Source organism: Streptosporangium sandarakinum, assembly GCF_050942225.1.
Taxonomy (GTDB): Bacteria; Actinomycetota; Actinomycetes; order Streptosporangiales; family Streptosporangiaceae; genus Streptosporangium; species Streptosporangium nondiastaticum.
On sequence record NZ_CP192034.1, the window covers coordinates 2,914,170 to 2,928,699 of the forward strand.

At 71.6% G+C, this 14,530-nt stretch carries 13 protein-coding genes; 9 read left to right on the plus strand and 4 right to left on the minus strand.

Features of this window, described 5'->3' with window-relative positions:
* The first annotated feature begins 297 nt into the window (after window positions 1–297).
* The 4 genes from ACQP10_RS13465 to ACQP10_RS13480 all read left to right on the plus strand — a co-directional run bounded on the left by ACQP10_RS13465 (window position 298) and on the right by ACQP10_RS13480 (window position 4,711).
* On the plus strand, window positions 298–1,215 hold the full coding sequence (locus ACQP10_RS13465; RefSeq protein ID WP_433541901.1) for an NADP-dependent oxidoreductase: 918 nt from the start codon (window positions 298–300) through the stop codon (window positions 1,213–1,215).
* 649 nt (window positions 1,216–1,864) lie between these two features.
* Window positions 1,865–3,778, plus strand: coding sequence for a hypothetical protein (locus ACQP10_RS13470; RefSeq protein ID WP_433541459.1), 1,914 nt, complete (start codon window positions 1,865–1,867; stop codon window positions 3,776–3,778).
* A complete protein-coding gene (locus ACQP10_RS13475; RefSeq protein WP_433541460.1) occupies window positions 3,775–4,401 on the plus strand; it encodes a hypothetical protein in 627 nt (208 codons plus the stop codon). The genes ACQP10_RS13470 and ACQP10_RS13475 overlap by 4 nt, the downstream gene beginning before the upstream one ends.
* 7 nt (window positions 4,402–4,408) lie before the next feature.
* A complete protein-coding gene (locus ACQP10_RS13480) occupies window positions 4,409–4,711 on the plus strand; it encodes a hypothetical protein (protein ID WP_346020142.1) in 303 nt (100 codons plus the stop codon).
* Between the two features lie 20 nt (window positions 4,712–4,731).
* On the opposite strand, the gene ACQP10_RS13485 is transcribed toward ACQP10_RS13480, so the two are convergent.
* Window positions 4,732–5,793 carry a ferritin family protein gene (locus ACQP10_RS13485; protein WP_433541461.1) on the minus strand — a complete coding sequence of 354 codons (1,062 nt, stop codon included), beginning with the start codon at window positions 5,791–5,793 and terminating at the stop codon, window positions 4,732–4,734.
* Window positions 5,794–6,042: 249 nt separating this feature from the next.
* Between ACQP10_RS13485 and ACQP10_RS13490 the strand changes: the two genes are divergently transcribed.
* Window positions 6,043–6,558, plus strand: a complete 516-nt coding sequence (locus ACQP10_RS13490) for a MaoC family dehydratase (protein WP_179818213.1) — start codon at window positions 6,043–6,045, stop codon at window positions 6,556–6,558.
* A gap of 20 nt (window positions 6,559–6,578) precedes the next feature.
* Window positions 6,579–7,742 carry an acyl-CoA dehydrogenase family protein gene (locus ACQP10_RS13495; protein ID WP_389994642.1) on the plus strand — a complete coding sequence of 388 codons (1,164 nt, stop codon included), beginning with the start codon at window positions 6,579–6,581 and terminating at the stop codon, window positions 7,740–7,742.
* A 10-nt stretch (window positions 7,743–7,752) separates the two neighbouring features.
* Here the strand turns inward: ACQP10_RS13495 and ACQP10_RS13500 are convergent, their stop codons facing one another.
* Together ACQP10_RS13500 and ACQP10_RS13505 are read right to left on the minus strand one after the other, a co-directional pair.
* Window positions 7,753–9,453, minus strand: coding sequence for an MFS transporter (locus ACQP10_RS13500; RefSeq protein ID WP_433541462.1), 1,701 nt, complete (start codon window positions 9,451–9,453; stop codon window positions 7,753–7,755).
* Between the two features lie 15 nt (window positions 9,454–9,468).
* Window positions 9,469–10,614 carry a polysaccharide pyruvyl transferase family protein gene (locus ACQP10_RS13505; protein WP_346020138.1) on the minus strand — a complete coding sequence of 382 codons (1,146 nt, stop codon included), beginning with the start codon at window positions 10,612–10,614 and terminating at the stop codon, window positions 9,469–9,471.
* 287 nt (window positions 10,615–10,901) lie between these two features.
* Here ACQP10_RS13505 and ACQP10_RS13510 point away from each other — a divergent pair, with 287 nt between their 5' ends.
* The 3 genes from ACQP10_RS13510 (at window position 10,902) to ACQP10_RS13520 (ending at window position 13,361) form a co-directional block, all read left to right on the plus strand.
* The gene (locus tag ACQP10_RS13510; RefSeq protein WP_346020137.1) at window positions 10,902–11,834 is read left to right on the plus strand and encodes a Ppx/GppA phosphatase family protein; all 933 of its coding nucleotides are present in this window, start codon (window positions 10,902–10,904) and stop codon (window positions 11,832–11,834) included.
* A 103-nt stretch (window positions 11,835–11,937) separates the two neighbouring features.
* On the plus strand, window positions 11,938–12,696 hold the full coding sequence (locus tag ACQP10_RS13515; protein ID WP_346020136.1) for a DUF1206 domain-containing protein: 759 nt from the start codon (window positions 11,938–11,940) through the stop codon (window positions 12,694–12,696).
* Window positions 12,697–12,917: 221 nt separating this feature from the next.
* Entirely contained in the window at window positions 12,918–13,361 is a 444-nt protein-coding gene (locus tag ACQP10_RS13520; RefSeq protein WP_389994655.1) for an ATP-binding protein, read from the plus strand.
* A 48-nt stretch (window positions 13,362–13,409) separates the two neighbouring features.
* On the opposite strand, the gene ACQP10_RS13525 is transcribed toward ACQP10_RS13520, so the two are convergent.
* On the minus strand, window positions 13,410–14,399 hold the full coding sequence (locus ACQP10_RS13525; protein WP_179818207.1) for a helix-turn-helix transcriptional regulator: 990 nt from the start codon (window positions 14,397–14,399) through the stop codon (window positions 13,410–13,412).
* Window positions 14,400–14,530 lie beyond the last annotated feature (131 nt).

Consider the following 14,530-nt stretch of genomic DNA (forward strand, 5'->3'; position numbering starts at 1 on the left):
GGTCGGCCGTACGGTCCCGCGCGGCAGGCCGTACGGTGTCGTGCGGCCGGCCGTACGGTCCCGCGCGGCAGGGCGGACGGTGCCGGGCGGTGCCGCGCCGCAGGCCGTACGGTCTTGCGCCGCAGGCCGGGCGGTGCCGTGCGACGCCGCCATGTGCGAAGCCTCACATTTGGAGATCGACGGCCTGGGTATCCTGCGCTCATCGGTGAGGCGCCGCGGGACGAGCCGCGTCGGCGGTGGCCTCCTCATGGGAGGTGAGCGATGTCCGGCGGTGGAGACGCGGGTGCCGGGAACACCATGCGGGCGATGGCGTACGACGCCTACGGCGGCACCGAGGTCCTCGCCCCGGCACGCCTGCCGCGTCCCAAGGTCGGACCCGGCGAGGTCCTGGTGCGCGTGCGCTGCGCCGCGGTCAACCCGGTCGACTGGAAGCTCATGTCCGGCGGACTCGACGCCCTGATGGACACCGTCTTCCCCGTCGTCCCCGGATGGGACGTCGCCGGCGTCGTCGAGCAGGTGGGCATCGACACCCCCGAGTTCGCGGTGGGCGACGAGGTCTTCGCCTACGCCCGCAAGGACTACGTCCACGGTGGCACCTTCGCCGAGCTGGTCACCGTGCCCGTGCGCGCGCTCGCCCGCAAGCCCGCCTCGCTGACCTGGGAGGAGGCCGCCGGGCTGCCGCTCGCCGGTCTCACCGCCTACCAGCTGCTGACCCGGCTCGGCACCGGCGAGGGCGACACCGTGCTGATCCACAACGCCGCGGGAGGCGTCGGCTCGCTGGGCGTGCAGATCGCGGTCGCCCTGGGCGCCCGGGTGATCGGCACGGCCTCCCCGGCGAACCACGACCGGCTGCGCGCCCTGGGGGCCGAGCCGGTGGCGTACGGCGAGGGCCTGGCCGAGCGGGTCCGCTCCCTCGCCCCGGAGGGCGTCGACGTGGTCGCGGACTTCGTGGGCGGCGTCCTGGACGACACCCTGGCGGTGCTCGCCGAGGGCGGCCGGCACGCCTCGATCGCGGACGACTCCGTCGTCGCCGCCGGCGGACAGTGGATGTGGGTGCGCCCCAGCGGCCCCGACCTGGCCACCCTCGGGGATCTCGCCGACGCGGGGAGGCTCACCGTGCCGGTGGCGCGCACGTTCGCCCTGGAGGAGCTGGGCGAGGCGTTCGAACTGAGCCGGTCCGGCCACGTCCACGGCAAGCTCGTCGTGCGGGTCTGAGGGGGAGAGCCGCGCCGGTCTGACGGGGGAGCGTTGTGCGGGTCTGACGGAAGAGCGGCCCGCCGCCTCCCCGGTCGGCCGCTTCCCGCTTCCCGGCCGACCGACCCCCGCCCTCTTTCCGCAGGGACGCGGGCGGAACGGCGAGCGCCGTACGGCCCCGTTTCCGGAACGGTCATATCTCCGAGGACCATTGCGGCGGCAGGTGATCCCCGTCCCCCGGGGCGAAAACCAAGGAGCCTCCCGGGAAGGGATAACAAGGGAAAAAACCGGATTTAATGCTCGCCGGAACGGTTCCGCTGATTCTGAGGACGGCCGAAATCCGCCGATGATCTTTACGATCCGATAGATTGAAATTAATCTTGTCGCCGGAGTTGCCGCATTCCACGGACCGAGCCGGAGCCCAGGCCCCATGACTCAGCCATCGCCCAGCCCGTCCCCGCTGGCCGCCCCCGTCCCGGTGCCCGGTTCCCTCTCCGCGCTCAGACCCTCATCGGTGCCGAGCCCCTCGCCGCAGCCCAGTCCGTCGGGCAGGCCGCAGCCGTCCCCGGCCGCCTCAGGGGCGGACGAGAGCCGGGCCCCGGCCCATCCCCAGCCGACCCAGCCCCCGCCGTCTGTGAACGGCGAGTACTCCGGGATCGACCCCGCGGCGATGGACGACTTCGAGCGGGGCCTCGGCCGGGCCGAGGACACGCTCGGCCGGAACGAGCCGCGCATCCGCCGCGCCCTGGAACGGCTCGACCTGGACACCTCGGGGTTGGGCGTCCTGCGTGAGACACGGAGCTGGATCGAAACCAGCCGGCCCGACCTGCGGCGCCGGAGCGAGACGATCCGCAAGGAGCAGACCGGCTGGGGGGCATCACCCGGCGGCGTCCCGGCCGGGCCCGTCGCCTTCGACGAGGCCCTGTACGGCAAAGCCGCCCGCGATCCGGACGTCTACGCCGCGACCACCAGGCTGGCCGAGGCCGCGAGGAGCGGTGAGATCGACGGGAAGACTCTGGCTGAGCTGGAGAAACGTACCGGGGACGCGACGTTCGCCGCGGCGCTGATGAACGCGCTGGGCGCGACCCGCTTCCGCAAGCTGATGACGGACACCGTGGGACCGGGGCGGGAGAACGACAAGCAGGCGAAACGGCTGCAGACGGCTCTCGGCAGGACACTCGGCACGGCCGGCTCGAAGCTCGGTAAGGCGTGGTACGACGAGCTCACCTCCGACCTCGATCCCGCGGGGAAGGCCGGCTACACCGACTGGAAGAGGGGCTACGCGACCGTGCTGGCGCTCAAGCACGGCACCTTCGGCAGCGCCTTCCTGCTGACGATCGCGAAGAGGATCGACGCATGCGACCGGCAGGCGCCCCTGCACCCGAACGTCATGGCGGACCTCATGGGCGCGCTCGGTCGTGACCCGGCGGCGGCCCAGGACTTCTTCGCGAGCGACCCCTCCGCGCTGAAGCACTACCTGACCGAGCGTTCCCTGGGCGACGGCGGCGAGGCGCTGGGCAAGGCGCTGGAAGCCGCCACCCTCACCTTCCGCGACCACGACGGCTCGCCGGACAAGCCCTCACGCGGCTACCTGTCGGCCAAGCTGGCCTCGGAGTTCGTCCACCTCGAAGCCGAACGGATCGCGAACGGCGGCGACTCGTTCGTGAAACCGGTGAGCACGGGACGGATCCTGGCGGGGTACATCGGTGACATCGATCGCGTTGCTCAGAAAATCAGCGATACCGTCGCGCCTGGTGTCCGAGGCTCGGACAATCCCAGCGTGCCCGGTCAGGACCCATGGGGCGCGGAGTTCAACAAGCAGGAGCTGCGTCAGGTGATGAAGGAGGCGTTCGCCGACCCGAAGGCGTTCGCCCCTGTTGTGGCAGCTCAAACGGCGTTCTCCGGCTGGCTTCTCGACCACGGCGCAGCGAAGATGTCCTCTACGGGAAGGAATGAGATTCTCAGGAGCAATGCAAAGCAGGTGGGAGCGGGTTTCGGAATCATCACTGACGCCGCAGGTCTTGCCCGGATAGAGGAAGGTAAAAACCTGGATGAGGCGCAGCAGCACAACATGAAGTTGCTTACGGCGGCGGTCAACACCGGCCTTGCTTTTCCTCAGAAGAGGGCTTGGCCGATCGTGGCCGGAGTCATCGGAGCGTGGACCGGCCTGATCGAGGACAGCATGAAGGGAGACGCGGAGACCAAGGCTCGTAGCGAAGCCAACGCAGCTGTTGACCAGGCCCGTAACCTTCTACATGACCTGACCGCTCAGGCCATGCTCAAGCATGGTCTGTTCGGCACGGCTGATCCTCCCGCCAAGACTCATCCCTGGGCTTCATTGGAAGATCTGAAGAAGGGAGATGATCCTCGGGATAATCCCAACAACTTTCTTCGAGATGATGGCCGGACTCTCATGCCCAAGAACGAGATGATCAGTAAGGCGGCTCCCGGCGACTCCGATGACCGGCGACTCGAAGCTTACGAACGGTGGCTCTACGACGGGCCGTCCGGGGAGCCTTGGCAGAACATCGAGGGGCGCATGGACCAGAGCTTCTCCGAGGCTTTCGCTCAGTACGGATCATGATGAGAAAAGCAGTAGGCCCCACGTCGGCGCTGATGTGCGCATTGATTCTCTCCTCCGCCTGCCAGAATGACGAGAAGAAGGTTGACCGTAGTCCTCTGCCGACGGTGGCCGCTCCGCCGTATATCTGTGATCACGTTCCGCTGAAGGCCGTGGAGTTGATGACCGGGGTGCGTAATCCACTGGTTCGCGGTTACTTCGATCTGACACCCGCCGGAGGGCTCGGTGACGGAAGCTGCGTGGTCTATCAGCGGGAAGGCGACAGGCCGAAGGTGTTGCGGATCAGCCTTACACCGGGAGGGTACAAAGAAGAGATCGATGAAGGAATCGAGGATGGTGCCACACCGCTGCCGGCGATCGTCCCAGGTTCCATCGGTTATTACTTCAAACCTGCGAACAGTACTGGTAATGCCGCGTCCGCCATCCTGGTCCGAGGTGAGGCCGAGCTCGTCATTGAACTGGACATAGGCGTCGAAGGGCGGGACAACGCCGCGGATGTGCTCGCGCTCATGAAGCTCATCGCGCCGAAGCTCATCACCGACGCCAGCGCCCCCTCCGCGAAGACCGCGTCCACGGCGTCCCCCTCTCCGAAGAGCAAGGACTCCGCCTCCCCGAAGGGAGACTGACCGGGCCATGGCCGAGATGGTGCCCAATCCGCTCCACGAGGCGCTGGGGGAGACCCTGCGGACGGTCGAGCCGCTGGTCCGGGAGATCGAGAACGGTCTCGACGTACCCTGCCGGGAGTTCCACTCCGGCAAGGTGTGGACCGGACCGGTCGCCAAGCGGTTCGACGCCGAGCTCGCCTCCCGCCACGCACGTGTCCGCGACTCGGGGGACAGGATCCTGGCCGACCTCCGCCAGGCCATGGCCCGCACGCCGCGCCAGGTGACCGAGGAGGAGGCCAGGGCGATCAGGAGCAGGTACGGCCTGACCTGAGATCTGCCCTGAGAACTGCGTCACCCGCCGGCCGGGCAGTTCGCGCGGAGTCCGGACAGGGCGTCCTTGAACTCCCGGGCGTGCCGCAGCTTGTCGCGGGCGATCTCGGAGAACCGTTCCGCCGCCGCCCGGTCTCCGGCCGCCGCGGCCTGGCGGGCGTAGCCGGGGTAGGCATCGGTTCCCTCGGCGGTCTCCCCGGCGGCCGACTCGCACAGGTTGGCCGCGGTGGAGCGGACCAGCCCGGCGAGCCGCGCCTCCTCGGCGAAGTGCTCGGTGAGCTCGACCTGTGCGGCGTGCTCGAACAGCATGGCCAGCCTGGGGCGGCCGTTCGCCCGGGCGTGCTCGGCGTACAGGCCGTACCTGGCGTGGGCGAGCGCCTCGCCGCGCATCGCGGCCCGCAGGTCCTCCAGCGTCCGCGACGACACCCGGGGCGATCCCTCCGGAACGCTCACCGACCGTGCCGCCGGGCCTACGGGGACGGACGCCCCGGACGACGGGTGCTCCAGGGCCCGCAGCGCCTGGGCGGACCGGGCGCGGTGGCCGGCCTCGTCCTCGGCGATCTCGGAGAAGAGCCTGGCCGCGTTCCGGTCACCGGCGGCCCGGGCCTGGGCGGCGAATCCCGGGTACATCGTCTTGGCCTCGTAGGACGCTCCCGAGATGGCGGCGCGCAGGTTGGCGGCGTCGTCGCCGGTGAGCCCGGCGAGCCTCGCCTGCTCGGTGAGGTGCTCGCGCAGCTCGACGCGGGCGACGCGCTCGTACAGGGCCTGGACGTCCGGCAGGTTCTCCCGGCAGGCCTGCGCGGCGTAGGCGCGGTACTTCGCGTAGGCGAACGCCTCGCCCTGTATCGCCTTCGTCAGGTCGGCCCGGGTCGGGGCCGAGGCACCGCCCGCTCCGGGGCCGCCGCCGTCTCCGAGGTCGCCGCAGTCCTCGGGACCGCCGTCCCCGGGGTCATCGCCCGCCGCCGCGCCGATGACCGCCCCGGCCGGCAGCGCCGCAGCTCCGGTGGCCGCCCCGGTCAGCAGCGCCGCCGCACCGAGAACGGCGATCCCGGCCGTCCGCCATGCCCGAACCCGTTCTCTCATGTGACACCCTCCGTCGAGTCTTCGGCGCGAGGGCGGACGGGTCGCTTTCCGCCGGGCGGCCGGGCGGTCCGGTTCCGCGCCGCCACCAGGTGTATTTACCCTATGTGCTTAATAAGTCACAAAAAGCGAAGGAAGGGGTTTTTGGGGCATGCACAGTCCTCCCGGGGGACGGCGCGGGAGCGTTGACCGCCGGAACGGGCGATCATTAGTGTGATGGCCTGACGCCCGCCGAGCCTCGGGGAGCCGCCCGTGACCGTGCACGAGGCCCGCATCGGCCGCTACTACGAGGACTTCGTGGTCGGGGACGTCTACCAGCACCCGCTCGGCCGCACGATCACCGAGGCCGACAACACGTGGTTCAGCCTCCTGACGATGAACACCAACCAGAACCACTTCAACGCCCACTTCGCCGAGCGCGCCCCCTACGGCAGGATCATCGCCAACTCCGGGTTCACCGTGGCCGTCGTGCTCGGTCTGTCGGTCATCGACGTGAGCCAGACGGCGATCATGAACCTCGGGTGGGAGGAGATCAAGCTCAGCCACCCCGTCTTCGTCGGCGACACGGTCTACGCCGAGTCGGTCGTCCTGGGCAAGCGCGAGTCGGCCTCCCGCCCCTACGCCGGCATCGTCACCTGCCGCACCCGCGGGCTCAACCAGGACGGCGACGAGATCATGTCGTGGCGGCGGACCGTCATGGTCTACAGGCGCGACGCGCCGCACGACAAGGGCTACTTCCCGCAGGCCAGGAACGGGCCGCTGGCTTAGATCCCCTCCCGAGGAGCGACATGGACTTCGAGCTGACCGAGGAGCAGCGGGCGTTCCGCGAGACGCTGCGCGCGTTCGTGGACAGGGAGATCGTGCCGGTCGCCGCGGAGTGGGAGCGCTCCGGCCGCTATCCCACCGAGATCGTCGAGACGATGAAGCGGATGGGTCTGTTCGGGCTCTCGATCCCCGAGGAGTACGGCGGGCTGGCGGCGGACATGGTCTCCTTCGCCCTGGTGTTCGAGGAGATCGCCCGCGGCTGGATGGGGGTGGCGGGCACGATCGGCTCGCACTCCCTGGCCTGCTCGATGATCGCCCGGTACGGCACCGCCGAGCAGAAGGCCGCCTACCTGCCGGACCTGGCCACCGGTGCCCGCCGTACCGGGATCGCGCTGACCGAGCCGGGCGCCGGCACCGACCTGCAGGGCATCACCACGACCGCCCGCCGCGAGGGCGGCCACTACGTGGTGCGCGGCGCCAAGACCTGGATCACCAACGCCCGCCACGCCGACCCGCTGCCGGTGCTGGTGAAGACGTCCCGGACCGAGCCGGCGCACCGGGGCATGTCGGTGCTGCTGGTGGACGCCTCCGCGGAGGGCTTCACCGTCGGCCGGGACCTGCCCAAGCTCGGCTACAAGGGGACCGAGTCGTGCGAGGTCGTGCTGGACGACGTGCGGGTGCCGGCCGCGAACCTCCTGGGCGGCGTCGAGGGGCGCGGCATGCAGCAGGTGCTGTCGGGGCTGGAGCTCGGCCGGATCAACATTGCGGCCCGCGCGGTCGGCGTCGCCCAGGCCGCCTACGACGCCGCACTGGACTACTCCCGGCAGCGCGCCGCCTTCGGGCGGCCGATCGCCGACTTCCAGGCGATCCAGCTCAAGCTGGCCGACATGGCCACCGAGATCCAGGCCGCCCGGCTGCTCACCTACTGGGCCGCCACCCGCGCCGACGCGGGGGAGCGGATCGACATGGAGGCGGGCATGGCCAAGTACTTCGCCTCCGAGGTCGCGATCAGGGCGTCGCTGGAGTCGATGCGCGTCCACGGCGGGTACGGCTACTCCCCGGAGTTCGTGGTCGAGCGGCTCTACCGCGACGCGCCGATGATGGCGATCGGCGAGGGCACCAACGACGTCCAGCGCATGGTCATCGCCCGCGCCCTGATCTCCGGCAAGGGCAGGCTGGGCTGGTGAGGGCGGGCCCTCAGCGGGGGCGGAGCAGACTGGCGATGCTCCTCAGCTCGGGCCCCTCCGCCCCCGGACCGGGCAGGGCCGCGTAGGACCAGATCAGGTGGCGCACCTGCGGCCGGGTGCCCGGGGAGACCAGGGCGAGCGCCCGGTCCTGCAGCTCCCGGTCCCGGATGGTGCCCCGCTCGAAGTGCTGGCGCAGGTGCTCGTAGGCGGTCGCGACGGTGAACGTCTCGACGAAGACGTCCGGGTTCTCCATGTCGCGGAACAGGCTCCACATGGTCGCCCCGGTGCGGCGCCGGGCCTGGCCGACCGGCCGCATCGCCGCCGCGAACGCCGCGGCGTTCTCCGGCGGGACGCACCATTCGATCACGACCAGCACCGGCCCCTCGTGGCTGGCCAGGTCGCTGGGCGGCTCGGGGAAGTGGCGCGCCTGACGCATGTCGAGGTGGGCCGTCGGCAGCGGCACCCGCCGCAGCCCGATGGGCGTGCTGAGCACCAGCACGGCGGCCGGCAGGAGGAACGCCACGGCCAGGCCGGCGCGGCCGGCCAGCGCGCCCCACACCAGCGCGCCGATCGCCTGGCCGCCCATGAACGCCAGCTGGTAGTAGGCCAGCGCCCGGGCCCGCGTCCACTCCGGCAGCAGCAGCAGGGACGAGGCGCCCAGCGTCGACAGGACGGCGATCCACGTCATGCCCGACAGGAACAGGGCGGCGATGACGACGGCGAGGTTCCCCGCGGTGCCGATCACCGCCATCATCACGGCGTAGCTCACCGTGGCGGAGGCGACGATCGCGTTCCGTCCCAGCCGGACGCCGAACCTGGGCAGTGTGAACGCGCCCGCGATGGCGCCGAGGCCGACGGCGCCCAGCAGCGTGCCGTACCCGCCGGCGCCCAGGCCGAGCGGGCCGCGGGCCAGGGCGGGCAGCAGGGCCCACATGCCGCTGGCGAAGAAGGCGAAGGTCACCGTGCAGCACAGCACGGCTCCGAACGACGGGGCGCTGCGGACGTAGCGGGCGCCGGCGCGGATCGCGTCGTGGATGTACTCCGCGCCCAGCGGACGGTGGTCGGGCGGGCGGCGCCAGGCGAAGAGGACCGCGATGACGCCCAGGAAGGACGCGGCGTTGAGGGCGAACGTCGCGGCCGGGCCGGAGAGGGCGATGAGCACGCCGCCGAGCGCGGGCCCCACGGCCCGGGCCAGGTTGCCGTTGGCCCCATTGAGCAGTGCCGCCTGGGGGATCTCCTCCCGGCCGACCAGCTCGGGCTGGATGGCCTGGAAGGCCGGGGTGGAGAACGCCTGGCCGACGGCCATCAGCGCGCTGAGGGCGAGCAGGAGCACCTGCGTGGTGACACCGATGGCGGTCAGCGCCGCGAGCGCGGCGGCGCCGGTGAAGGTGATCGCCTGGCTGACCAGCAGCAGGTGGCGCCGGTCGAGGATGTCGCCCAGCGCCCCCGCCGGGACGACCAGCAGGAAGACCGGCAGCGTGGTGGCGGTCTGCACGAGGGCGATGGAGAAGGCGCCGCCGCCGAGGTCGCCCATGAGCCACTGCGCGCCCACGATCTGCATCCACGTGCCGGTGTTCGCCACGAGCTGGGCGATCCACAGCGCGCGGAACAGACGGCGGCGCAGCGGGGCCCACAGCGAGCCGGGCCGGCCCCGGTCCGGCGTCTCCGACGGCCCGGGGGCCGCTCCGTTCTCCGCCTCCCCGGTTCCCAAACGTCGTTTCCGATCTCAGACGGCCCGGACCGGGACGCGCGACGTGCGGCGGTCGAGCTGGTCGAGGAAGTACTCCGCCGTCGTGGCGGCCATGGCGCGCAGGGCCGGGATGCGGGCTTTGATCCGCTCGGTGTGCGCCGGCCGCTCGTCCCACACCCGGTCGACCTCGGCCAGCAGCGGGCCGGCGGCCTCCCTGACCACGCCCCGCAGGGCCGGCGAGCCGATCCGCTGGGCGAAGTCGAAGACCTTCCCGGCGTACGGCAGCGGCAGCAGCGGGACGCCCCGCATCGCGGCGAAGATCAGGAAGTGCAGCCGCATGCCGACCGCGAGGTCCAGGTGCCGGGTCAGACCGAGGATCTGCCGCGGCCGGTAGTCGCCGTGCAGCACCCGGCAGCGGGCGGCGGCGTTCATGTGGGACACCACGGCGTGGGAGTGCCGGATGTCGTCGCGTTCCATCGGCACGAAGACGACGTCGGCGTCGAGCCGGCTGACCAGGAAGTCCCCGAGGTGCGCGAGCAACTCGTGGTATCCCTGCACGTCGAGGTGCTCGGCGGCGCAGCCGGGCTCGCGCACGTTCATTCCGACGAGCCGCGTGCCCTCCCGGATGCCCTCGGCGCGCAGCATGTCCCGGCCGAACGGCTCGGGTTCGAGCAGCAGGGCGGGGTCCGCGGTGACGATGATCGGGGACATCACGCCGGCCTCCTCCAGCGCCAGCCGGGACTCCTCGTCGCGGACGGTGACGGTGACGGCGGACGCCAGGATGTCCCGCGCCATCGTGCAGTCGGTGCGGGTGGTGAGCGGCCCGGCTCCCAGGGCGTAGGTGAAGACGGGGACGGCCCGCTCCAGGGCGAGCTGGGCCACCCGCAGGTAGCGGCGGGCCTCGGTGTCGTAGAGGATGCCGCCGCCGCCGAGGAGCAGCATGTCCAGGCGGGCGACGACCTGCGAGACGGGTTCGCGGCTCATCCCCTCCCATCCCGTCACCTCGACGTCCGGGTAGTGGGCGCGCGTGTGGTCGGGGCAGCGGGAGAAGACCAGGGCGCTCGCGTCGGGGCGCTCTCGCCGGATGCCGTCGAGGATGCTGGTCAGGATGGCCTCGTCCCCGAGGTTGCGGCCGCCGTACGAACCGAGGATGCCCACGGTCGGCCCCAGAGTTTTATTCATATTTATCCCTCCTTTCGTCATTTATAGGTATTTGTCCGCCTTGAAAGTCAGTACCCCTGCGGAAGAACCGCTACGCCCTGCGGGAGGAGATCCTTGACCGATCCGGGGAGGGCGTTTCCGGACCCGAGGGTGGCGTCCTCGGCGACGGACGTGACGGGGGAGCCGGGCCGACGCCGGAACGGCGCCCGGTGACGTGGGACGGCGACCCCTGGGACAGGTGCGGTCACGCCGCCGGCGTCCACCGCCGCGCGGTCCGGCCGGGGGACGAAGAGTAGTAATTTCATCCCATGCGACTGGGCGTTCTCGACATCGGTTCCAACACGGTGCACCTGCTGGTGATGGACGCCCACCGGGGCGCCAGGCCGCTGCCCGCCTACTCCCACAAGGAGGAGCTGCGGCTCGCCGAGCACATGGAGGACGGCGATCGGCTTTCGGAGACCGGGGCCGAGCGGCTGCTCAAGTGCGTCGAGCACGCCGTGCGGATCGCCGAGGACAAGGGCGTCGAGGACCTCATGGCCTTCGCGACCTCCGCGGTCCGGGAGGCCGCCAACGGTGAGAAGGTCCTCGAACGGGTCAGGGCCGCCACCGGCGTGGGCATCGAGGTGCTGTCCGGCCAGGACGAGGCGAGGCTGACGTTCCTGGCGGTGCGGCGCTGGTTCGGCTGGTCCTCCGGGCGGCTGCTGGTGCTGGACATCGGCGGCGGGTCGCTGGAGATCGCCTCGGGGCTCGACGAGCAGCCGGACGTCGCGGTGTCGCTGCCGCTGGGTGCCGGGCGGCTCACCCGCGGCCGGTTCACCGCCGACCCGCCCCCGCCCGCCGAGGCGCGGGAGCTGCGCCGGCACGTGCGGGCGGAGATCGCCCGGACCGTGGCCGCCGTCACCCGGTACGGCCGGCCCGACCACGCGGTGGCCACCTCCAAGACCTTCCGCCAGCTCGCGAGGATCGCCGGGGCGGCGCCCTCCGCCGAGGGGTTCGGCGTCCGCCGGGTGCTCAGGCACGCCGACCTGGTGGAGTGGGCCGGCCGGCTGGTCACGATGAGCGCGCGCGAGCGGGCGGCGCTGCCCGGGGTCTCCGAGGGGCGGGCGCCGCAGCTTCCGGCGGGGGCGATCGTCGCCGACGCCGCGATGGACCTCCTGGAGGTCGATGAGCTGGAGGTCTGCCCGTGGGCGCTGCGCGAGGGCGTCATCCTCCGGCGGCTGGACGCCATGCCGGAAAGTTGAGGGCGAAGTTTACCATCCCTTGAACCGGTAAGAGCGCATGAGTATGAACAGCGCTCAGGCAGAGGTGGAAGGCGCCGCGCACAGGGCGGCGAACAGTCGGACGTTGGAGAGGCTGACCCGGCTCGGACTTGCCTGCCGTGGCGTCCTCTACGGACTGATCGGATTCCTGGCCCTGCAGATCGCCTTCGACGGCGGCAGCAAGGGCAAGGAGGCCGACAAGACCGGCGCGATCGAGATGGTGGCCGAGCAGCCCTTCGGCACGGTGCTGCTCTGGCTGATGGTGGCCGGATTCGCCGCGCTGACCATCTGGCAGCTGTCGGAGGCCATCATCGGCCGCGGCCGGACCAAGGACCGCGTCGAGTCGGTGGCGCGCACGGTCGTCTACGGGCTCATCGTGGCGGCGCTGCTCAACACGCTGCTGCGGGGAGACCCGGGGAGCTCCACCGACGAGAGCTCCCATGACCTCACCGCCAAGGCGATGGACCTGCCCGGCGGGCAGTTCCTGGTCGGCCTGGCGGGGCTCGGGGTGATCGCGCTCGGCGCGTACTGGATCCACCGGGGATGGAAGAAGAAGTTCCTCAAGGACATGCGCACCGGCGAGATGCCGCCGAAGGTGCGGAGCCTGGCCGACAAGCTCGGCATGGCCGGCTACATCGCCCGAGGCGTGATCGCGGCGATCGCCGGGGTCTTCGTCATCCAGGCCGCGGTCACCTACGACCCGGACAAGGCCAAGGGCATCGACGCGACGCTGCGCGCGCTGGCCGACGCCCCCGCGGGCCCGTGGCTGCTCGCCCTCATCGCGATCGGCCTGATCCTCTTCGCGGTCTACTGCTTCTTCGAGGCGCGCTGGCACCGGGTGTAGGGCACCGGGCGCGCGACCGGCGTTTTCCCGCGAGGCCGCATCCGTTCCCCCTGGGACGGGTGCGGCCTTCTGATGTCCGGGAGGCGGTCATGCAGGCGGCGGCCCTCCTGGCAAGCCCGACCTGGCTATCCGGTGAGCGATCGGATTCCTACTTTTGTGAGACATCTCCCTCTTCGGGCGTCGCGTCCTCTCAGTGCGCGGACCACCTCGGAGGGGGCCAGATGGACGTCTCATCGGAGTACGACGGCGGCGAATGGGTTCTCCGCCTTGCGGGTTCTCCCGACCAGGTGGTGCGGGCACGCCGGCTGGTGTCGGTCACGCTCGGGCGCGACCACCCGCTCCACGACGACTGCGTGCTGCTGACCAGCGAGATCGCCACCAACGCGATCGTCCACTCCCGGTCGGGGAACGGCGGGGCGTTCACCGTCACCGTCGCCTGCTCCGCCTCGGGCGTGCGGGTCACCGTCCAGGACGAGGGCTCCTCCACGGCGCCCTGCGTGTGCCGCGCCCCGGCCGACGCCACCGGCGGTCGCGGCCTGCCGCTGGTGGAGGCGCTGGCGCACCGCTGGGGCCTGGTACGGGAGCCCGGCTCCAACCGGGTCTGGTTCGAGCTCGTGCTGGAGCCGGCCGCGGTGCCCGGGCCCCGGCTGGCCGGCGTCCGCTGACCGCCGGGCCACCCGGCGGGAGACGCGGGCGGCCGGCCCGCCCGGCCCTCAGACGAGCAGCCGGCACAGCCCCTCGGCCAGGGCCCTGGTGGTCAGCCGGGTCCGGCTCTCGCAGCCCAGCTTGGCGAAGATGTGCTCCAGGTGGGTGGTGACGGTGCGGACGCTCAGCACCAGCGCCGCCGCGATCTGCGGGTTGGAGTCGCCGAGCGCGACCCGGGTGATCACCTCGATCTCCCGCGCGGTCAGCTCGTACGGCAGCGCGCACGGCCGCTCGGCGATCACCGCCCCCTGGAGGGCGCCGTGCGGCCCGACCCCGGCGCGCAGCAGCCGCACCTCGCGCCAGCATCCGGTGGCGTCGAGCCAGAGGCCCCGCCGGTTGAGCTCGCGCGAGTCGATGAACTCCCGGGCGAGCCCGGCCATGGCGGGCTCGGCGGCGACGGCCGCCGAGTGCGGGGCGCCGGCGACGTCCCGGCGGTCGCCGTTGCGGTCGAACGCCGCCGCGTGGAAGCCCGGCGGCACGCCGACCGGGTTGACCACGCAGCGGCTCAGGTCGGTGACGTGGGCCAGGACGGGGGAGACGGCGCCGATCAGCGTGCCGGTCCCGGATGGGAAGGCGCCGGGGGCGCGGGCGTTCAGGTGGAGCAGGCCGGTGTAGCGGCCGTCTCCGTCCCCCTCCGTCAGGAACAGGGGGGCGGTCAGCCCGGAACGCCAGCCGTACGGTTCCAGGTGGCGGCGGAAGTAGCGCTCGGTGCCGGGGGCGCCCATGGGCAGCGGCACCCGCAGGTCCCTGGCCCGCCGGTAGGGGGCGAGCCGGGCGTACTCCTCGGCGGCGTCGTCGTCCACCCGGGTGTAGCCGTCGGAGAACAGGCTGCGGTGCCGGTCGGTCGCGGGATCGTAGGCGACGAACTCGTAGGCGTCCAGGGGGACGACCTCGCGCAGGGCGCGCATCGCGCCGGCCGCGCCACCGCGCCCGGCGATCTGGAAGCCCACCTCGGTGAACGCGTGGAGGTGGCGCGGGCTCAGGGTGATCTGGTCCATGTCTCCTCCACGCACAGACTGCCGCAAACCAACCCGAATAGGAAGTACGTAAGTTATCTGATGCGTCTTCTGTGACCCTTTGAGCCGTTCCTGCCGCGCACCGGGGTGTTCCCCGGCGCGCGGCAGGCGGT